Source organism: Galbitalea soli, assembly GCF_010686725.1.
GTDB lineage: Bacteria > Actinomycetota > Actinomycetes > Actinomycetales > Microbacteriaceae > Galbitalea > Galbitalea soli.
The window spans coordinates 1193010-1211388 of record NZ_JAAGWZ010000001.1 but is presented as its reverse complement, the minus strand read 5'-3'; the positions used below and the strand labels follow the sequence as shown (position 1 = coordinate 1211388).

Sequence of the window (18379 nt, the reverse complement as noted above, 5' to 3'; positions counted from 1 at the left end):
GCTCCCGACTACTCGGGCTTGATCTCGCGCTCTAGCTCGCGCCGCGCGCAGCTATTTCGCGGCTGCGAGGCGGCCGCCGCGCGACGAGCGCGTCGACATCCTGCATTGTGAACCGCGCGCGATGCGCACGCGGCGCGAGGGGAGCGTGCCCGAGTGGCTGTCGCCCGTGGGTGCGGCTATTTGCTGGGGACGGCGGCGCGCATCTCGCGCTCGGTGCGGCGCAGGATTGCGCGGTCGCGTTTCGACGGGATCCAGCCGATCTGCAGGCCGTCGTCGCTGATGAACTGGCGCCGGGCATCCTCTCGGGCCGTGTACCAGTTGCCGAACGCGCAGACCGCGAAGAACATGACCACTGCTGCGATCACCATGAGTGTTTCGAACATCCCCCTGGACCCCCATCCGGCTCCCACGTTACGCGCGGGGCCGCTGCGCGGGAATCCCGTTTTCGGGGGGCCCGGATGACCAGGCTCGCGGGTCTTAAGGCCCTTATCGGGTCTTTCTCGCGTTCGTATTCTCGATTGTCGAGGCGCCGCGGGTGGCGCCCGGATTGTTGAGGACGCGCCATGATGTGGGGCAACTACGGTATGGGCTGGGGTGCCGGTTGGGCACTCAGCGCATTGGCGCTGCTCGTTTTCGGGGCGGTGGCGCTGGTGGTCGTTCTCGCGCGCGGATTCGGTCTGGGTTCACCGGTCCGCCCTGTTCCCCCGCCTCCCGCGGTGCCGGCCCCTGACTCCCCGCGGGGAGTCCTTGACCGCCGCTACGCCGCGGGCGAGCTCTCCACTGAGGAGTACCGCGAGCGCGTCGATGCCCTCGACCGCTCGGGATCCCGCTAGCCGGAGCTCCCGCCATCGGGGTTCACGAGCACGGTGTGCACGCTGTAGATCCGGAGGTGAATCGGCGAGGGATGCACGGCGATGGTGCCTGAGACGGGTATCCAGTCGCCGTTGTCGAATCGGTATTCGGCGGCCATGTCGACGGTCAGCGTGGCGGTGACGGTTCCGCGGTGTTGGTAGCGGTGGCTGGTGGGTGTGGTGGTCAGATCGGGGAGACCTTGGGCGGCCCAGCTCGCGCCGGGGGCGGAGGTGGTAGTGATTGTGCCGTCGCCGTAGTCCCAATGCCAGGCGACCGGATAAAAGTGGACCTCGGCGGGTTTCTTGAGAAGCGTGCCCTTCTCGATTTCGGAGGGGGTGAGGGCGTAAAAGTTGGCGGGCAGGTTGAGGGCAGCCCACCACCCGGGTTCGGACATCGCGATGCCGGCCTCGGGTTTGAAGGTCGCCAAGTCGTGCAGGGTGACCGTGTGGGCCTGCGGCGTCTTCGTGGGGGCGGGGCACTTCAGTGGACCGGTGTATCCGTGGAGGTAGACGGGCATGCACCGATTTCCACCGTATGTAGACTTCGCCTTCGGCGTGGCACTCACGATGCTGGGGGCAATGGATCGTGGGATGGTCTGTTTGCCCACCTTGCGATGAACAGAGATCTCCAGCGCGACGTCTCGGTCTCGGGCCACGGCCTTCGGTGCGCACTCTGCCCCGTCAGACCAATTCGTTCCACAGCCTTCGCCCGCAACTACTGGATGAGCTGCGATGGGCAAGACCGTGATCACCGCCAGCGCGGCTGAGCGCCACCTTTTCAACACTTCCCCACCCGGGCCACACCGTCCACGCCGTTCACCACGAGGGGCGAGGTGCCCGCGGCCATTTGTCGAAGGTCCACCTCGACAGCAACTCGGAGGGCGGATTTGGGATCGCGTGCATTTCGTCCATTCGAGTCAAGAAACCGCGACTGGGAGGCGTCCGCGCACGCGAACAGTAAGGCTCGAACCTTCCCGCCCGCGTTTTGTCGAGAGAGCAGGTAGAACCCCGACACGAACAGTTTGCCGACCAAGTGTCCGCCGGCAGCTCGACTTCTCCTGAGCTCTCGCATTTCACTTGCACCAAAATCGGGAGTCGTCCACCGCAGCATTGCTTCCGGGGGTAGATTGCGGTCTTTCAGGAGTTCCTCGTCCAGCCTGATATATCCCGAGTAAGCAGCAGTAGCAGCCGCAAACACTTCAGCATCGGTGCTCACAATCGAGACGGGGATCTGGCGGGGCAGAGGCGGCTCGGCCGTGTTCGTCGCGGGTGGGTTGCTGTGCGTTGGCGCGGGTGTCAGGTGCAGGGGTCGGGGTGGTGCGTCGGTGCATCCTTGCAAAAGCAGTGCGACCGCGAACAGCAAGGCGGCCGCAGTCGTGTTGGATCGGTTCAGCATCCGGGTCCTCGCGGGTCGGGTGGGCAGTCGGGGTTTACGAGCACGGTGTGCACGCTGTAGATCCGAAGGCGGATGGGTGGTGGGTGCACGGCGATGGTGCCTGAGACGGGTATCCAGTCGCCGTTGTCGAATCGGTATTCGGCGGCCATATCGACTGTGAGCGTGGCGGTGATCGTGCCGCGTGCTCGGTAGCGGTGACTGGTGGGTGTGGTGGTCAGATCGGGGAGACCTTGGGCGGCCCAGCTCGCGCCGGGTTCCGAGGTTGTCGTGGTCGTTCCGTCGCCGTAGTTCCAATGCCAAGCGACCGGATAGAAGTGGACCTCGGCCGGCTTCTTGAGGAGCGTGCCCTTCTCGATCTCGGAGGGGGTGAGGGCGTAAAAGTTGGCGGGCAGGTTAAGCGCTGCCCACCACCCGGGTTCGCTGACCGCGATGCCCGCCTCGGGTTTGAAGGTCGCCAAGTCGTGCAGGGTGACAGTGCGGGCCTGCGGCTTCTTCGGGTTATTCGCGCAATCGGCTGGCACGTCAATGTGCTTGGGCAAGCAGAGCGTGCTTTGGTGGGGCGAGATCGCCATCGGTGTTGGCGAGACGATGCTGGGGGCAGATGATCGTGGGATGTTCTGCTTGCCCACCTTGCGGTGAGCAGAGATCTCCAATGCGACGTCTCGGTCTCGGACCACGGCGTGAGGTCGGCAGTCGGTCCCGCGGGTCATCTGGAATGCGCGCGTTCGGCTCGTCTCGATCGTGTGTAGGGCGATCGGGGCCAGTGTTAACGCGGCGAGCACGACCGCATGCCATCTCATCAACATCTGCCCACCCGTGCGACGCCGTCGACTCCGTTCACGAGAAGGGGTGAGGCGCCCACGACAAGTTGTCGAAGGTCCACTTCGACGGCGACCCGCAGCGCGGACTTCGGGTTGCGCGCGTTTCGACCGTTTGAGTCGAGATACTGCGAGTGCGTCGCATCCGCGCAAGCGAACAGCTTTGCTCGAACCGCTCCCGCCACATTCTTGCGAGAAAGTAGGTCGAACCCTGAGACATACAGTCTGCCCACGAGGTGTTCGCCTGCGTTTCGCGCCTTCTGCAACTCGCGCTGTTCACTCGCGCCGAATTGTGGGGTGGCCCACGCCATCAGGGAGCCGGCGGGCTCACGACTGTTCTGCAGCAATCTGTCTTCAATCATGACGAATCCCGTGTACGCATTCGTCGCTGCCGCGAGCACCTCCGCATCAGTGCTCGCCACCGAGACGCGGATCTGACGGGGAAGTGGCGGCTGACCGGTGTTCGTCGTGCGTGTGATGCTGTGCGTCGGCGGGGGTGAGAGGTGTAGGGGCCGGGGTGGTGCGTCGGAGCAGCCGGCGAGGAGGATGCTCGCGAGGATGCCGCACAGGATGGCGCGAGTGTGTTTGGGGTGAGGGTTCAGCATCCGGTTCCGCTCGGGTCGGGTGGGCAGTCGGGGTTCACGAGCACGGTGTGCACGCGGTAGATCCGAAGGTGGATGGGTGGCGGGTGCACGGCGATGGTGCCTGAGACGGGTATCCAGTCGCCGTTGTCGAATCGGTATTCGGCGGCCATGTCGACGGTGAGCGTCGCAGTCACCGTGCCGCGTTCTCGGTAGCGGTGACTGGTGGGTGTGGTGGTCAGCTCGGGGAGACCTTGGGTGGCCCAGCTCGCGCCAGGACTGGAAGAGGTCGCGGTGGTGCCGTCGCCGTAGTTCCAATGCCAGGCGACGGGGTAGAAGTGAACCTCGGCGGTTTTCTTGAGGAGTGTGCCCTTCTCGATCTCGGAGGGGGTGAGGGCGTAGAAGTTGGCGGGTAGGTTGAGCGCTGCCCACCACCCGGGTTCGCTGATCGCGATGCCCGCCTCGGGTTTGAAGGTCGCCAAGTCGTGCAGGGTGACGGTGCGAGCCTTCGGCGTCTTCGTCGGGGTAGGGCACTTCAGTGGCCCGGTGTATCCGTGGAGGTAGACGGGCATGCAGCGATTCCCGCCGTATGGAGACTTCGCCTTCGGCGTGGCACTCACAAACGTGGACACAGGGGATCGAGTTGACCGTCGTTTCGCTTCGTCGCTCCGAACGGTTGCATCGAGCGCTACGTCACTGTCTCTCGTGACGGCGGACATCTCGCACGTCTGCCCATAAACCCATGACGAGCCGCAATGCGAGCTCATTTCGTGTCCGGGCGTCGCGGTCGGCAGGATTGTCATCACAGCGACCGCCAAAGCGTGCCAGGTCGTCAACACTTGCCCACCCGCGCCACGCCAATGACATCGTTCACGAGTAGATTCGCCGAGCCCGCGTTGAGTTGCCTCAGATCCACTTTGACCGCGATTCGGAGGGCCGCATCTGCTGGTCTCGCGTTTCGCCCATTCGATTCCAGGTACTTCGAATGCGAGGCATCCGCGCACGCGAAAAGAACAGCACGAACTCTCCCGTCCACGTTCTTCCGGGAAAGGAGGTGAAACTCCGACACGGACAAGTTGCCGACCAAGCGTCGACCTGCATCTCGACTCTTCGACACCTCGCGAATCTCGCTCGCGCCAAATTGCGGAGTGGTCCACCCGAGCATGGCTGATGCTGGCAGTTTGCTGTCTTTCAGCAGCTCTTCATCCACCTTGACATACCCGGTGTACGCCGCGGCGGCGGCCGCGAAAACGTCTGCGTCGGTGCTCGCCACCGACACCGGGATCTGGCGGGGGAGTGGCGGCTCAGCGGGGTTCGTCGTGGGTGTGATGCTGTGCGTCGGCGGGGGCGACAGGTGCAGGGGCCGGGGTGGTGCGTCGGAGCAGCCGGCGATGAGGATGCTCGCGAGGATGCCGCACACGATGGCGGGAATGTGTTTGCGGTGAGTGTTCAGCATCCGGTTCCTCTCGCGTCGGGTGGGAAGTCGGGGTTTACAAGCACGGTGTGCACGCTGTAGATCCGAAGGTGGATGGGTGGTGGGTGCACCGCGATCGTTCCGCTGACGGGTATCCAATCGCCGTTGTCGAACCGGTATTCGGCGGCCATGTCGACGGTGAGCGTGGCGGTGACGGCTCCCCGGTGTCGGTAGCGGTGGCTGGTGGGTGTGGTGGTCAGCTCCGGGAGACCTTGGGTGGCCCAGCTCGCGCCGGGACTGGAAGAGGTCGTGGTGGTGCCGTCGCCATAATCCCAATGCCAGGCGACCGGATAGAAGTGGACTTCGACGTCGAATTTCTTCAGCACTCCCTTCTGGATTTCGGAAGGTGTGAGGGCGTAGAAGTTCGCGGGTAAGTTGAGGGCCGCCCACCAGCCGGGTTCGGACATTGCGATTCCGGCTTCAGGTTTGAATATGGCGAGATCCTTGAGGGTCAAGGTGGGGTAGGGGCACTTCAGCGGCTTACGACTTGTGCTGCCCTTGGTGGGAAGGCATCGCGGCTTGTCGCTGAACTCAGTGGTTCGCCACGACGCGAGGGGTGCATCCTCAACGACAGCGACATGCACCGGTGCCCCTTTACGCGGGGTCTTCCGATACTTGTGAACGGTGACCTCGATGCGGACATCAGTTTTTGTCGCGCGCGCAGTTGAGTCGCATGATGTAGTTCGGAAGGCCCATGCCTCGCACGGGGCTCCTCTGTCTACCGCGACGGGAACTATTGTGTGCGCTCCGAGTGCCGCTGCGAGCGCGAGCGCGGCGACTAGCAACGATCCACCACGGCATCAGCGGTGTTCGAGTCGATGAGGAGTTCCGACACTCCTGTCGTTCTCTCACGCAGTTCGATGAGGAAGGTCTTCCGGTCTTGTACGGATTCTCCGACGATCGTGATGCCTTTGCGGTCAACGACTTTGGACTGCGTAGTGTCGACGCACGCGATGAGCGTGGCAGTGACTCTCCCGTGACTGTTGGCCCGGTCGATGAGGTAGAAGTGCGACACGAGTGTGTTGCCGATGAGTCGTTGAGGCTTGGCGAGCCATGCCCTCCCATCTCGCACGTCGCTCGCCCCAAATGCCGGCGTCGTTCTGTCGAGCACCAGCGCCAGGTTCGTCTCCGTGCGGTGCATGAGGCGATCGACGAGCATGACATACCCCGTGTACGCATTCGTCGCCGCGGCCAGCACCTCGGCATCAGTACTCGCCACCGAGACCGGGATCTGACGGGGAAGTGGCGGCTCAGCCGCAGTTGTCGTGGGCGCGCTGCTGTGCGTCGGCGGGGGAGACAGGTGCAGGGGCCGGGGAGGTGCGTCGGAGCAGCCGGCGATGAGGATGCTCGCGAGGATGCCGCACACGATGGCGCGAATGTGTTTGCGGTGAGGGTTCAGCATCTGGGTCCTCTCGGGTCGGGTGGGCAGTCACGGTTTACGAGAACGGTGTGCACGCTGTAGATCCGGAGGCGGACGGATGGTGGATGCACTGTGAGCGTTCCGCTGACGGCTCCGCGGTGTCGATAGCGGTGGCTGGTGGGCGTAGTGGTCACTTCGGGGAGACCCTGGGCGGCCCAGCTCGCGCCGGGACTGGCAGGGGTGTTGGATGCGCTCGTCGCCGCTCGAGGACCGTCAGGCTCAGACTGACCGCTGCGGATTGCTTTCGCGCCGTTACCTTGCATTCCCGTTCTATGGACGCACGAACGCCGCAGGATGAACCTCGGTCGGGTTGCGCGCCAGCACTGATCGATTGATGGCCGAGAAGCAGAGCGACACCGATTGCGAGGCCTAGCACCGGTCTACCTTTGCCAGAGCGACGACGCCATCGACCGCAAGTCGCGCAACGCCCGGCTGCGACTGGCGGACGCTGACCTGCATTGTCAACTTGGTTGTGTCGCTGGGTCTCGCCGTTGGCTGGACAGTCTTAGTGACGACGCGAGTGTGGCTGAGGTCGACGCAACTGAAGACGACGGCAATGACGACACCTCCCTTGCTTTGCCGATCCAGCAAGTGGAAGTCGGACACGACGGAGGCGCCGACAAGCCGCTTCCCCTTCGCGAGCCACGCCCGCGTTCCCTCGATCTCGGAGTCGCCGAACTTCGTTGTGGTCCAGTCGCGCAGAATCTGCAGGTCTGTGTCGCTACCGTGCATCAGTCTCTCCGCGGCCAGCACATACCCCGTGTACGCATTCGTCGCCGCCGCGAGCACCTCGGCATCGGTACTCGCCACCGACACCGGGAGCTGGCGAGGCAAAGGCGGCTCAGCCGCGGTCGTCGCGGATGCAATGGTGTGCGTCGCCGCGGGTGTCAAATGCAGAGGGCGAGGTGGTGCGTCGGTGCATCCCTGCAATAGCAGGGCGAGCGTGAGTAGCAAGGCGGCCGCGGTCGCGTTGGATCGGCTCAGCATCCGGTTCCTCGCGGGTCGGGTGGGCAGTCGGGGTTCACGAGCACGGTGTGCACGCTGTAGATCCGAAGGTGAATCGGCGCGGGATGCACTGCGATTGTTCCTGAGACACGGATCCACTCGCCGTTGTCGAATCGGTATTCGGCGGCCATGTCGACGGTGAGCGTGGCGGTGACGCTTCCCCGGTGTTGATAGCGGTGGCTGGTGGGGGTGGTAGTCAGATCGGGGAGACCCTGGGCGGCCCAGCTCGCGCCGGGACTGGAATACGTCGTGGTGGTGCCGTCGCCGTAGTTCCAATGCCAGGCGACCGGGTAGAAGTGGACCTCGGCGGTTTTCCTGAGAAGCGTGCCCTTCTCGATCTCGGAGGGGGTGAGGGCGTAAAAGTTGGCGGGCAGGTTGAGCGCTGCCGACCACCCGGGTTCGGACATCGCGATGCCCGCCTCGGGTTTGAAGGTCGCCAAGTCGTGCAGTGTGACGGTGCGGGCCTTCGGTTTTTTGGCCGGGCACTTCACTGGAATCGCGTGTCCCGAGTATTGCTTGGGCAGACAGAGCCCCCATTTATAGGGCACCATTTCATCGGCGAGTGGGGCGCTCGGGGCTGGGTGCGCTGGCTGCGCTCGCGGACCGTAAGACGTTGCATTCGAATGCATCGCTGCGTCGAGCGCGACATGGTCGCCCGTCAGCGTTCCCTTGACGGAACAGGATCCAGACTGCCATTCGGTCCTGTTGCAGGGGCTGATTGCGCTACTCGCGTCCGCGCGCGACGGCGCGCTAATAAAGTGAGTCGATATTGCTAGGAGTACTGCGACTAACAATGATCGGCCCGTGCCCATCCGTCCACCTCCTTGACCGCGAGACGATGCGCCGTCGCAGGGCTCTGAGCGAGTACGACGCGCACCACAAATGTCACGAGCGGGCCCGTCCGCGGGAGTTTCTCTCCCGATGCCCCGACATGGGCCACGTCAGAGATATCCATGCAAACAAAGAGGTTTACGAGTAGCTCTGTTCCCATCTGGCGGGGCTTTCCCTGCACAACGAACTGGCTGAGTCTTGTCGCGCCGACGAGTCGCTCTCCGGATTTAACCGACCGGTCGAAGTCGGCGCTCTCTGCGAGGTACATGTCGTGGGTAACCCAAGGCGCCAATGTGCGCAGGCCCAAGTGGGGATTCGCTGAAAGCTGATCGCTCGCCGCAACGTATCCCGAGAATGCCGCCGTTGCTGAAGCGAGCACTTCGGAGTCCGTGCTCCTGAGCGATATTTCGCGCGGCGCTGGCGGGACTTGCTGCTCGGCAGTGTGGGTTGGCGCGGGCGTCAGGTGCAGGGGCCGGGGTGGTGCGTCGGAGCAGCCGGCGAGGAGGATGCTCGCGAGGATGCCGCCCACGATGGCGCGAGTGTGTTTGCGGTGAGGGTTCAGCATCCGGTTCCTCTCGGGTCGGGTGGGCAGTTGGGGTTTACGAGCACGGTGTGCACGCTGTAGATCCGAAGGTGGATGGCTGGTGGGTGCACCGCGATCGTGCCTGAGACGGGTATCCAGTCGCCGTTGTCGAATCGGTATTCGGCGGCCATGTCGACGGTGAGCGTGGCAATCACCGTGCCGCGTTCTCGGTAGCGGTGGCTGGTGGGTGTGGTGGTCAGATCGGGGAGACCCTGGGCCGCCCAGCTCGCGCCGGGGGCCGTGGTGGTGGTGGTCGTTCCGTCGCCGTAGTCCCAATGCCAGGCGACCGGGTAGAAGTGGACTTCGACGTCGAACTTCTTCAACACTCCCTTCTGAATCTCGGACGGGGTGAGCGCATAGAAGTTCGCGGGTAGGTTGAGGGCCGCCCACCAGCCGGGTTCGGACATTGCGATTCCGGCTTGAGGTTTGAATATGGCGAGATCCTTGATGGTCAAGGTGGGGTAGGGGCATTTCAGCGGCTTACGACTTGTGCTGCCCTTGGTGGGAAGGCATCGCGGCTTGTCGCTGAACTCAGTGGTTCGCCACGACGCGAGGGGTGCATCCTCAACGACCGCGACGTGCGCCGGCGATGATGACGGATGGGCTCGTCGCCGCTCCAGAACCGTGAGGCTCAGACTGACCGCTGCGGATTGCTTCCGCGCCGTCACCTTGCATTCCCGTTCGATGGACGCACGAACGCCGCAGGATTGGCCTCGGTCGGGTTGCGCGCCAGTGCTGATCGATTGGTGGCCAAGAAGCAGAGCGACACCGATTGCGAGCCCTAGCACCGGTCCACCTTCGCTAGAGCGACAACCCTATCGACCGCAAGTTGCGCGACGCCCGGATGCGATTGGCGGAGGCTGACCTGCATGGTCAACTTGGATGTGTCGCTAGGTGTCGCCGCCTGCTGACTAGTCCTAGTGACGACGCGAGTGCGGCTGAGGTCGACGCAACTGAAGACGACGGCGATGACGACCCCTCCCTTGTTCTGCCGATCCAGCAAGTGGAAGTCGGACACGACGGAGGCGCCGACAAGCCGCTTCCCCTTCGCGAGCCAGGCCCGCGTTCCCTCGATCTCGGAGTCGCCGAACTTCGTTGTGGTCCAGTCGCGCAGAGTCTGCAGGTCTGTGTCGCTACCGTGCATCAATCTCTCCGCGGCCAGCACATACCCCGTGTATGCATTCGTCGCCGCGGTCAGCACCTCGGCATCAGTACTCGCGACCGAGACGGGGAGCTGGCGGGGTAAAGGCGGCTCAGCCGCAGTTGTCGTGGGTGGGCTGCTGTGCGTCGGCGGGGGAGACAGGTGCAGGGGCCGGGGAGGTGCGTCGGTGCATCCGGCCACCATCGCGACGATGAGGAGAGAAACGATCAGGGCCGGGACTGGTCTGCGGTGCGGCGGCATCCCAGCACGGTAGGCAGTATCGCCGCCTCGAGGCCGGAATTATCAACAGGCAGGGCTGGGGAGGAGACGACGACCGGGCTTAGAGTGCGTGTCATGACCGATCTCACCGTTCACCTGGGTGACATCACGCGGTTTCCCGCCGACGCGATCGTGAACGCGGCGAACCCCAGCCTGCTCGGTGGGGGCGGGGTCGATGGCGCCATTCACAGGGCCGCGGGACCACAGCTGCTGGCGGCCTGCCGCAGCTTGGGAGGTGCGCGAGTGGGCGAGGCCAAGAGCACCGCGGCGTTCGGCATCGCGACCGCACGGATGATCATCCACACCGTCGGCCCCGTGTACCGCGAGCACGAACCCCATCGAGCGGCCGAACTGCTCGCCGACTGCTACCGCCACAGCCTCGACCTCGCCGAGGGAATGACGTCCATCGCCTTCCCGGCGATCTCGACCGGTGCCTACGGGTATCCGGCGCAGGCGGCGGCCGGTGTCGCGGTCGGCGCGATACGCCAGTGGATGACCGCCCACCCCTCCACGTCGCTCCGCACCATCACGCTCGTCGCCCACAGCGCCGCCGACGAACGAGTCCTCCGCGACGCGCTCGCGCGCTGACCGCGCAGCCCTACTGGCTCGGTGAGTTGAGCACCGCGGCACCGGTCGCGCCCGCCAGCCCGAGCCAGAACAGCACGAAGAACCCGGCGACGATCACCCACCCGAGCAGCATGATGCCGCTGAGGACCGACCCGGCGATCGCCATTCCCCGCCCCGCGGGCTCCCGCCGAACACCGAGAATGCCGAGGATGAGCCCGGTGAGCGGCACGAAGAAGGTGAAGCCGAAGAAGATGGAGACGAGTCCCAGCACGAGGCTCGTCACGCTGAGCCCTTTCGGCTGAGCGACCAGGTAGACGGGCTGCGCCTGAATGTAGGGGTTCTGCGGCTGCGGGTTCGGCTGGTCGGGGCCGGGTGGAACGACGGTCATAGCGGTGCCCTCCGAGACTGCGGGGTAGTCGGCTAACAGCGAGTGCCCCTCAGCATAGAGGGTCGAATCGCTGGCGACGGATGCCCGCCTCACGCCTCTCTCCCACCCGCGGCCTGCGACAATGGAGCCATGCCAACCGCAACCACCCTTTCCTTCCGCGTCGCCGACATCCAGCTCGCCGAGGCCGGCCGCCACCAGATCCGGCTCGCCGAGAACGAGATGCCCGGCCTGATGGCTCTCCGCGCCGAATTCGGCGAGTCGAAGCCGCTCGCGGGCGCCCGCATCGCGGGCTCGCTGCACATGACGGTGCAGACCGCGGTGCTGATCGAGACGCTCGTCGCGCTCGGCGCGCGGGTGCGCTGGGCGAGCTGCAACATCTTCTCCACCCAGGACGAGGCGGCGGCGGCGATCGCGGTCGGGCCCACCGGCACGCCGGAGGCGCCCGCGGGCGTCCCGGTGTTCGCGTGGAAGGGCGAGACGCTGGAGGAGTACTGGTCGTGCACCGAGCAGATCTTCGACTGGTCGGACGAGGGCGAGCTCGGCCCCAACATGATCCTCGATGACGGCGGCGACGCCACCCTGCTCGTGCACAAGGGCCGCGAGTTCGAGCTCGCGAAGGCGGTGCCGGAGACCCTCGAGACCGACAGTCACGAGTACGGCGTCATCCTGAACGTGCTGCGCCGCTCCCTCGCCGCGAGCCCCGACCGCTGGACGCGCATCGCCGCCGAGATCCAGGGCGTCACCGAGGAGACGACGACGGGGGTGCACCGTCTCTACGAGCTCGCGAAGTCGGGGGAGCTGCTGTTCCCCGCCATCAACGTCAACGACTCCGTCACCAAGTCGAAGTTCGACAACAAGTACGGCATCCGTCACTCCCTGCCCGACGGCATCAACCGTGCGACCGACGTGCTCATCGGCGGCAAGGTCGCGTTCGTCGCGGGGTACGGCGACGTGGGCAAGGGCGCGGCCGAGGCCCTGCGCGGCCAGGGTGCGCGGGTGATCGTGAGCGAGGTCGACCCGATCTGCGCGCTGCAGGCCGCGATGGACGGCTACCAGGTCACCACCCTCGAAGACGTGCTGGGCGAGGTCGACATCGTCGTGACGGGCACCGGCAACGAGAACGTCATCACCGTCGAGCACCTCCTCGGCATGAAGCACCTCGCGATCGTCGCGAACGTGGGGCACTTCGACAACGAGATCGACATGGCCTCGCTCGAGAAGCTGCCGGGCGCGGTCAAGGTGGAGATCAAGCCGCAGGTCCACGAGTGGCGCCTGCCCTCCGGGCGCAGCGTGCTCATCCTCTCCGAGGGTCGGCTCATGAACCTCGGCAACGCGACCGGCCACCCGTCCTTCGTGATGAGCAACTCGTTCACCAACCAGGTGCTCGCGCAGATCGAGCTATGGGCGCACCGCGAGAACTACACCACCGAGGTGTTCGTGCTGCCGAAGCACCTCGACGAGAAGGTCGCGCGCCTCCACCTCGATGCGCTGGGCGTCAAGCTCACCACCCTCACGCCGCAGCAGGCCGACTACATCGGGGTGCCGGTCGAGGGCCCGTACAAGGTCGACCACTACCGCTACTGATCCGCGGATGACCGTGCCTCGGCCCCACGCCCGGCACGGTCATCCCAGCACCCGCCCCGCGCGATGACCCGGGCCACAGCGCCGCCTCAGCCGCGGTCGGGAAACCCGTGCGGCAGGCCGCTCAGTGTCGGATCGAGCGTGTCGAGGCGTCGACGCTCCAGTTGCAGGGCCGAGAATTCGCGGTCGCGCCGAATCGCTCCGACTGCGGCGACGAAGAGCTCCGGGTCGGAGTCGGGCAGCGGGGACACCCACGGCGATGCCTCCACCGCGAGCTGGCGGGCCAACCGCACGCGCGTCGCGGGCGTCATCTTGGGCGCCTGGCGGAGGAACTGGGCGATGCGGCGACCGAGGCGGTCGGGCATCCTGGCGACGTCGGCGGTCGCGGCCCACTCCTGCAGCTGCAGCGGCACCCCGTAGACGGGCGCGGGCTGGCCGAGCGCCCGCTCGTACTGGCTGTAGGTGCCGGCGAGGATATCGCCCAGCCGCTTCGACCGGCCGTTGAGGAGCCCCACGATCGCGGCGAACCCGCCGAGCGTGAGGTAGAAGTCGAGCACCGCGACGAGCCCGCGGATCGCCGCGTGCCGGAAGCCGATCGCGCCCCCGTCGTCACGCACGATGCGCGCACCCACCGCGAGGCGGCCCAGCGATTTGCCGTGCGAGAGCGTCTCCACCGCGATGGGGGCCACCACGAGGACCAGCACTGTCAGGCCGAGGGTGATCGCCGAGGACGCGGCGGAGTCCTGCCCGAGCGGCCCGCGCGACACGGGAACGAGCACGAGGAAGACGAGCGCGAGTCCGCCGATCAGATAGAGCAGCACGTCGATGATCGCCCCCGCCGCTGCGAGCACGAACGGCGTCGGTCGCAGGTCGAGCGCGACCGCCTCTCCGGTGACCACGACGTCGTCGTCGTGCTGTGCAGTCTCGCTGCCCGCCGGACCTGATGCCATGTCATGATTTAACCAGATGGACCTCGATGCGTACTCCGCCGCTCACAGCGATGAATGGGATGACCTTGCCCGCGTCACCCGCCAGCGTCGGCTCTCCGGCGCCGACGCCGATCGCCTGATCGACCGCTACCAGTCCGGCGCAAGTGACCTCTCCGCGATCCGCACCACGGCGGGCGCCTCGATCATCGGCGATCGCCTCTCCATCACCCTCAGCCGCGCCCGCCTGCGCTTCACCGGCGTCCGCACCAACGTCCTCGCCGGGCTTCCCCGCTTCTTCCTGCTGCAGCTTCCCGCGGCGCTCTACCGGGTGCGCTGGCTCACCCTCGTCGTTGCGGTCGGCAGCGCCGCGATCGCTGTGCTCTGGGGTTTCTGGCTCAGCTCGAACCCGACCGCCCTGCTGCAGTACGGCACCGATGCGCAGCTCCGGGAGTACGCCAATCAACGGTTCGTCGGCTACTACTCGGCTCACCCCTCGCCGGCGTTCGCGGGCCAGGTGTGGACGAACAACGCCTGGATCGCGACGCAGAGCGTCGCCTTCGGCATCACCGGGGCGTGGCCGGTCTACGTCGCCGTGGGCAACGCGATGAACGTCGGCATGGCCGGCGCGATCATGGCGCGCTACCACCACCTCGACCACTTCTTCCTCTACATCGCACCGCACGGCCAGTTGGAGCTGTACAGCATCTTCGTCGCGGTGGCGACCGGCCTCATGATCGCCTGGGCGTGGATCGCGCCCGGCCCGCGCACGCGTGCGGTCGCGCTCGCCGACGCGGGCCGCTCCCTGTTCACGATCGTCGCGGGACTCATGATCATGCTCGCGATGTCCGGCTTCATCGAGGGCTTCATCACCCGCCAGGAGTGGCCGTGGCCGGTCAAGATCGGCCTCGGCACGATCGCGCTGCTGCTCGTTCTCGCCTATCAGTGGGTGCTCGGTCGTCGCGCGGCGCGCGCGGGCGAGACCGGCGACCTCGACGAGTTCGAGGCGGGTGCCCGTCAGTTGACGGCGGCATGAGTTCGCCGCAGGGGATGCCCGGCGCGCCGGCCGCGTCGGTGCGCCGCAGTCCCTCGTTCCTGTGGCTGTGGGGCGGCCAGACGGTCAGCGTGTTCGGCGAGCAGTTCACCGGCCTCGCGGTGCCGGTGCTCGCCGTCACCCTCCTGCACGCCGTCGCCTGGCAGATGGGCGTGCTGGGCGCCGCCTCCACGGCTGCCTTCCTCATCGTGGGTCTGCCGGCGGGCGCCTGGGTCGACCGTTGGATGAAGCGGCGCGTGCTCATCCTCGCCGACGTCGTGCGCGCGGTCGCGCTCGCCCTCGTGCCGATCCTGTGGTTCGCGGGCGTGCTGCAGATCTGGCACCTCATCGTGATCGTCGCGATCGTGGGCGTCGCCTCCGTGTTCTTCGACGTCTCGTACCAGAGCTACATCCCGCTGCTCGTGCAGCCGACCCAGGTGGGCTCGGCCAATTCGACGCTCGAGGCCACCGCGCAGGTCGCGCGCATCGGCGGGCCCGGTCTCGCGGGCGCGCTCCTCACGGTGGTGAGCGCGCCGGTGCTGCTGATCGCCGACGCGATCAGCTATCTCGTGTCGGTGCTGAGTCTGCTGCGGGTGCGCGACCACGAAGTGCCGGCCGACCCCACCCTCCGACAGCCGCTGCACCGGGAGATCGCCGATGGAGTGCGGTTCGTGTGGGGCCAGCCGCTCATCCGGAGCATCTCCGCCACGACGGCCACGTCCAACTTCTTCTCGACCCTTGCGCAGACCATCTACCCGCTGTACGCCCTGCGGGAGCTTGGCATCGGCTCGCTCGGCTTCGGCATCACGCTCTCCGCGGGCGCCGTGGGCGGACTGCTCGGCGCGGTCGCCACGCCGCGACTGGCGCGCTGGATCGGGGAGGGGCGGGTGATCGTCGTCTCCGCCATCGCCTACGGTCTGGTGTTCATCCTCGTGCCGGTGGCCTCTCTCCTGCACGGCCCCGCCGCGGTGGTCGTGCTGTCGGCGGGGGAGTTCGTGACCGGCTTCATGGTGCTCGTCTACAACATCACGCAGGTCACCATGCGTCAGCGCCTGTGTCCGCCGCGGCTGCTCGGGCGCATGAACGCCTCCATCCGCTGTTTCGTCTGGGGCGTCATGCCGATCGCCGCCCTGATCAGCGGCGCGATCGCCGGCGGAATCGGCCTCGTGCCAACCCTCTGGATCGCCTTCGCCGGCGGCCTCGGTGCCGCGGTGTTCGTGCTGTTCTCGCCGCTCACCGGCATGCGCGTGCTGCCCACCGAACTGGATGCCCAGGCTCAGGTCACGCCCGAGCCCGAGTCCGGTGCACCGGGCGAGCCCACGCCCGAAGGCCCCGGGCCCAGCGATCCCGCCCCGAGCGCTGACTAGGCCTTGCGCGCGAACAGCGCCTTGTAGCTGGCACCCGCGATGAGCGCGCCCACTAGCGGGGCCACGAGGAACACCCAGAGCTGCGCGAGGGCATCCGGCCCACCGTAGATTGCGGTCGCGATGGAGCGTGCCGGGTTGACCGAGGCGTTGCTGACGGGGATGGCGACGAGGTGGATCGCCGTGAGCGTGAGCCCGATCGCGAGCGGGGCGAATCCGGGGGTGGTCGATCCCGGCGCGGTGACCCCGAGGATCACCCAGAGGAACAGCGCGGTGAGCACGACCTCGACGAGGATCACCGACACCAGCCCGAACCCGCCGGGGGAGTGCGCGCCGAAACCATTGGACGCGAAGCCACCGGCTTGCGCCTTCGCGAGGAAGCCGGCGGGGCCGCCCGCGGCGATCGCGAAGAGGAGGGTGGAGGAGACGGCGCCACCGACGATCTGCGCCACGATGTACGGCAGCACGTCCTTCCACAGCATGCGGCCCGCCACCGCGACCCCGAGGGTGACGGCGGGGTTGAAGTGGCCCCCCGAGATGGAGCCGACGGAGTAGGCGCCGGCGATGACGGCGAGACCGACGGCGAGCGCGACTCCCAGGTAGCCCGTGTTGCTCGAGGAGTACAGCGCGGTGCCGATCACGGCGAAGACGAGCAGGAAGGTGCCGAACACCTCCGCGATGAGGCGGGGGAGGAGAGCGGGGGTGACGGGGGATTCTGCCATGGTCAGGAGCCTTTTCTGGGAGGGGGCTGAGCGGTGGTCGACCCCACGCTATCGGGAGCGCGCGGCGAGCCGCGAATCGGCTGCGGGAATGTGACGTCCCCGCGGCCGGTCGTTCACAGCCGCCCGGCCGCCTTGAGCGCGAGGTAGCGATCGGCCAGGGCCGGTGGCAGGGCCGCGGGTGCGCCGGTCACCACGTCGGCGCCGAGCTGCCGGATCGCCGCGGAGACCCGCGTGATGTCGAGCAGCGCGCGTTCAGCGGCAGCGGCGCGATACACCGCCTCCGCGTCGGTGTGGTCGGCGGCGGCATCCAGAACAGACGGGTCAGTGACCGACGCCACGACCACCATGTGCTTGCGGGCCAGCTCGGGCAGCACCGAGAGCAGTCCCCTGGACGAGCCCGGCGCATCGATCGACGTCGCGAGCACGACGAGCGCCCGCTGGGAGGTGATCGAGCGCACGAGGGCGGGCACCGCGGTCCAGTCCATCTCGATGAGTTCTGGTTCGATCGGAGACATGGTGTCGACGAGGGTCGACATCAGCTCCGCGCCCGAGAACCCCTGCACGCGCCCGCGCACGCGGCGATCGAACACGACGACGTCGACCCGGTCACCCGCCCGGGAGGCCAGCGCCGCGAGGAGGAGCGTCGACTCGAACGCGGTGTCGATGCGCGGCTCGCGGTCGATGCGGGCGGCGGAGGTGCGTCCGCTGTCGATCACGACGACGACGCGTCGGTCGCGCTCGGGGCGCCAGGTGCGCACCACGAGGCCGGAGCGTCGCGCGGTTGCGCGCCAGTCGATGGAGCGCACATCGTCTCCGCGCACGTACTCGCGCAGGCTGTCGAACTCGGTGCCCTGGCCGCGGATCATGACGGAGGTGCGGCCATCCAGCTCGCGAAGCCGCGCGAGTCGCGACGGCAGGTGCTTGCGTGAGGCGAAGGCGGGAAGCACCCGAATCGCGCCCGGGGCGACGATGCTCGCCTGTCGAGCCGCGAGGCCGAGGGGGCCGAAGGAGCGGATCGTGAGCGCCGCCGAGGATCGCTCGCCCCGACGGAACGGCGTCAACGGGGTCGACACCGTGCGCGTCTCGCCGCTGGGGATGTCGACCCGCACGCGACGCACGGTCGCCCCCGCGGACGGTTGCCACGCATCCCGGATCACCCCGCGGATGCGTCGGCGCCCGCGATTCGTCACGAGCGCGTCGGCGCGCACCGTGTCGCCCAGTCGCACGCGTGAGGGGGGATCGCGCTGCACACTGACCGCGCGGGGCGACCCCGCGAGGATGAGATCGAGAACGACGAGCAGGATCGCGAGAGCGATCCAGGCCACGAGCACGATGGGCGCGCCGATCACCACGATCGGGATCGCCCCGATCGCGACGAGGAGGACGAGGCGTCCGGAGACGGCCATCAGCGCACCGCTC

The 18379-nt window shown here is 67.0% G+C and carries 22 protein-coding genes; 5 read left to right on the top strand and 17 right to left on the bottom strand.

The genetic code is table 11. The features are described from left to right. Window positions 1–176: 176 nt before the first annotated feature. A complete protein-coding gene (locus tag G3T37_RS05735; protein WP_163472456.1) occupies window positions 177–383 on the bottom strand; it encodes a hypothetical protein in 207 nt (68 codons plus the stop codon). 333 nt (window positions 384–716) lie between these two features. Here G3T37_RS05735 and G3T37_RS15435 point away from each other — a divergent pair, with 333 nt between their 5' ends. Continuing rightward, window positions 717–833 carry an SHOCT domain-containing protein gene (locus tag G3T37_RS15435; protein ID WP_479682637.1) on the top strand — a complete coding sequence of 39 codons (117 nt, stop codon included), beginning with the start codon at window positions 717–719 and terminating at the stop codon, window positions 831–833. Here G3T37_RS15435 and G3T37_RS05725 read toward each other — a convergent pair. From G3T37_RS05725 to G3T37_RS05670, 12 genes are all read right to left on the bottom strand, one after another. Next, the gene (locus tag G3T37_RS05725; RefSeq protein WP_163472454.1) at window positions 830–1369 is read right to left on the bottom strand and encodes a hypothetical protein; all 540 of its coding nucleotides are present in this window, start codon (window positions 1367–1369) and stop codon (window positions 830–832) included. The two genes, G3T37_RS15435 and G3T37_RS05725, sit on opposite strands and share 4 nt — an antisense overlap. 871 nt (window positions 1370–2240) lie before the next feature. Then, window positions 2241–2876: a hypothetical protein gene (locus tag G3T37_RS05720; protein ID WP_163472453.1), complete on the bottom strand. Its 636-nt coding sequence runs from the start codon at window positions 2874–2876 to the stop codon at window positions 2241–2243. Between the two features lie 170 nt (window positions 2877–3046). Beyond that, the gene (locus G3T37_RS05715; RefSeq protein WP_163472452.1) at window positions 3047–3487 is read right to left on the bottom strand and encodes a hypothetical protein; all 441 of its coding nucleotides are present in this window, start codon (window positions 3485–3487) and stop codon (window positions 3047–3049) included. Window positions 3488–3663: 176 nt separating this feature from the next. Next, on the bottom strand, window positions 3664–4218 hold the full coding sequence (locus G3T37_RS05710; protein ID WP_163472451.1) for a hypothetical protein: 555 nt from the start codon (window positions 4216–4218) through the stop codon (window positions 3664–3666). A gap of 260 nt (window positions 4219–4478) precedes the next feature. Further along, window positions 4479–5102 (bottom strand): hypothetical protein, encoded by a 624-nt coding sequence (locus tag G3T37_RS05705; protein WP_163472450.1) that lies wholly within the window; start codon window positions 5100–5102, stop codon window positions 4479–4481. Beyond that, a complete protein-coding gene (locus G3T37_RS05700) occupies window positions 5096–5704 on the bottom strand; it encodes a PKD domain-containing protein (protein ID WP_163472449.1) in 609 nt (202 codons plus the stop codon). Before G3T37_RS05700 ends, G3T37_RS05705 begins: the two co-directional genes overlap by 7 nt. A gap of 194 nt (window positions 5705–5898) precedes the next feature. Further along, window positions 5899–6486, bottom strand: coding sequence for a hypothetical protein (locus G3T37_RS05695; RefSeq protein ID WP_163472448.1), 588 nt, complete (start codon window positions 6484–6486; stop codon window positions 5899–5901). Between the two features lie 423 nt (window positions 6487–6909). After that, window positions 6910–7527: a hypothetical protein gene (locus G3T37_RS05690; protein WP_163472447.1), complete on the bottom strand. Its 618-nt coding sequence runs from the start codon at window positions 7525–7527 to the stop codon at window positions 6910–6912. Continuing rightward, window positions 7521–7985 carry a hypothetical protein gene (locus tag G3T37_RS05685; protein ID WP_163472446.1) on the bottom strand — a complete coding sequence of 155 codons (465 nt, stop codon included), beginning with the start codon at window positions 7983–7985 and terminating at the stop codon, window positions 7521–7523. The genes G3T37_RS05690 and G3T37_RS05685 overlap by 7 nt, the downstream gene beginning before the upstream one ends. A 347-nt stretch (window positions 7986–8332) precedes the next feature. After that, window positions 8333–8905: a YajG family lipoprotein gene (locus G3T37_RS05680; RefSeq protein WP_163472445.1), complete on the bottom strand. Its 573-nt coding sequence runs from the start codon at window positions 8903–8905 to the stop codon at window positions 8333–8335. Window positions 8906–8934: 29 nt separating this feature from the next. Continuing rightward, entirely contained in the window at window positions 8935–9366 is a 432-nt protein-coding gene (locus G3T37_RS05675) for a hypothetical protein (RefSeq protein WP_163472444.1), read from the bottom strand. 374 nt (window positions 9367–9740) lie between these two features. After that, entirely contained in the window at window positions 9741–10103 is a 363-nt protein-coding gene (locus G3T37_RS05670; RefSeq protein ID WP_163472443.1) for a hypothetical protein, read from the bottom strand. A gap of 351 nt (window positions 10104–10454) precedes the next feature. Here G3T37_RS05670 and G3T37_RS05665 point away from each other — a divergent pair, with 351 nt between their 5' ends. Continuing rightward, a complete protein-coding gene (locus tag G3T37_RS05665; protein ID WP_163472442.1) occupies window positions 10455–10967 on the top strand; it encodes a macro domain-containing protein in 513 nt (170 codons plus the stop codon). A gap of 10 nt (window positions 10968–10977) precedes the next feature. On the opposite strand, the gene G3T37_RS05660 is transcribed toward G3T37_RS05665, so the two are convergent. Beyond that, window positions 10978–11334 (bottom strand): DUF4190 domain-containing protein, encoded by a 357-nt coding sequence (locus G3T37_RS05660; RefSeq protein ID WP_163472441.1) that lies wholly within the window; start codon window positions 11332–11334, stop codon window positions 10978–10980. Between the two features lie 129 nt (window positions 11335–11463). Here G3T37_RS05660 and ahcY point away from each other — a divergent pair, with 129 nt between their 5' ends. Next, complete coding sequence (ahcY, locus tag G3T37_RS05655; protein ID WP_163472440.1) at window positions 11464–12918, top strand: adenosylhomocysteinase; 1455 nt, start codon at window positions 11464–11466, stop codon at window positions 12916–12918. Between the two features lie 86 nt (window positions 12919–13004). On the opposite strand, the gene G3T37_RS05650 is transcribed toward ahcY, so the two are convergent. Continuing rightward, window positions 13005–13865, bottom strand: a complete 861-nt coding sequence (locus G3T37_RS05650) for an RDD family protein (protein WP_163472439.1) — start codon at window positions 13863–13865, stop codon at window positions 13005–13007. Window positions 13866–13881: 16 nt separating this feature from the next. On the opposite strand from G3T37_RS05650, the gene G3T37_RS05645 reads away from it, so the two are divergent. Both G3T37_RS05645 and G3T37_RS05640 read left to right on the top strand, forming a co-directional pair. Beyond that, window positions 13882–14877 carry a stage II sporulation protein M gene (locus tag G3T37_RS05645; RefSeq protein WP_163472438.1) on the top strand — a complete coding sequence of 332 codons (996 nt, stop codon included), beginning with the start codon at window positions 13882–13884 and terminating at the stop codon, window positions 14875–14877. Further along, window positions 14874–16241, top strand: a complete 1368-nt coding sequence (locus G3T37_RS05640) for an MFS transporter (protein ID WP_241732101.1) — start codon at window positions 14874–14876, stop codon at window positions 16239–16241. The genes G3T37_RS05645 and G3T37_RS05640 overlap by 4 nt, the downstream gene beginning before the upstream one ends. Here the strand turns inward: G3T37_RS05640 and aqpZ are convergent. Together aqpZ and G3T37_RS05630 are read right to left on the bottom strand one after the other, a co-directional pair. Next, a complete protein-coding gene (aqpZ, locus tag G3T37_RS05635; RefSeq protein ID WP_163472437.1) occupies window positions 16238–16960 on the bottom strand; it encodes an aquaporin Z in 723 nt (240 codons plus the stop codon). The two genes, G3T37_RS05640 and aqpZ, sit on opposite strands and share 4 nt — an antisense overlap. 113 nt (window positions 16961–17073) lie before the next feature. Further along, window positions 17074–18366, bottom strand: coding sequence for a DUF58 domain-containing protein (locus G3T37_RS05630; RefSeq protein ID WP_163472436.1), 1293 nt, complete (start codon window positions 18364–18366; stop codon window positions 17074–17076). Window positions 18367–18379: the final 13 nt, after the last annotated feature.

Coding starts and splice junctions, on each gene's coding strand:
- ahcY (WP_163472440.1), top strand. CDS start 11,464: ATGCCAACCGCAACCACCCTTTCCTTCCGCGTCGCCGACATCCAGCTC.
- G3T37_RS05670 (WP_163472443.1), bottom strand. CDS start 10,103: ATGCACGGTAGCGACACAGACCTGCAGACTCTGCGCGACTGGACCACA.
- G3T37_RS05735 (WP_163472456.1), bottom strand. CDS start 383: ATGTTCGAAACACTCATGGTGATCGCAGCAGTGGTCATGTTCTTCGCG.
- G3T37_RS05660 (WP_163472441.1), bottom strand. CDS start 11,334: ATGACCGTCGTTCCACCCGGCCCCGACCAGCCGAACCCGCAGCCGCAG.
- G3T37_RS05690 (WP_163472447.1), bottom strand. CDS start 7,527: ATGCTGAGCCGATCCAACGCGACCGCGGCCGCCTTGCTACTCACGCTC.
- G3T37_RS05640 (WP_241732101.1), top strand. CDS start 14,874: ATGAGTTCGCCGCAGGGGATGCCCGGCGCGCCGGCCGCGTCGGTGCGC.
- G3T37_RS05645 (WP_163472438.1), top strand. CDS start 13,882: ATGGACCTCGATGCGTACTCCGCCGCTCACAGCGATGAATGGGATGAC.
- G3T37_RS05725 (WP_163472454.1), bottom strand. CDS start 1,369: ATGCCCGTCTACCTCCACGGATACACCGGTCCACTGAAGTGCCCCGCC.
- G3T37_RS05630 (WP_163472436.1), bottom strand. CDS start 18,366: ATGGCCGTCTCCGGACGCCTCGTCCTCCTCGTCGCGATCGGGGCGATC.
- G3T37_RS05665 (WP_163472442.1), top strand. CDS start 10,455: ATGACCGATCTCACCGTTCACCTGGGTGACATCACGCGGTTTCCCGCC.
- G3T37_RS05675 (WP_163472444.1), bottom strand. CDS start 9,366: ATGTCCGAACCCGGCTGGTGGGCGGCCCTCAACCTACCCGCGAACTTC.
- aqpZ (WP_163472437.1), bottom strand. CDS start 16,960: ATGGCAGAATCCCCCGTCACCCCCGCTCTCCTCCCCCGCCTCATCGCG.
- G3T37_RS05710 (WP_163472451.1), bottom strand. CDS start 4,218: ATGCCCGTCTACCTCCACGGATACACCGGGCCACTGAAGTGCCCTACC.
- G3T37_RS05650 (WP_163472439.1), bottom strand. CDS start 13,865: ATGGCATCAGGTCCGGCGGGCAGCGAGACTGCACAGCACGACGACGAC.
- G3T37_RS05705 (WP_163472450.1), bottom strand. CDS start 5,102: ATGCTGAACACTCACCGCAAACACATTCCCGCCATCGTGTGCGGCATC.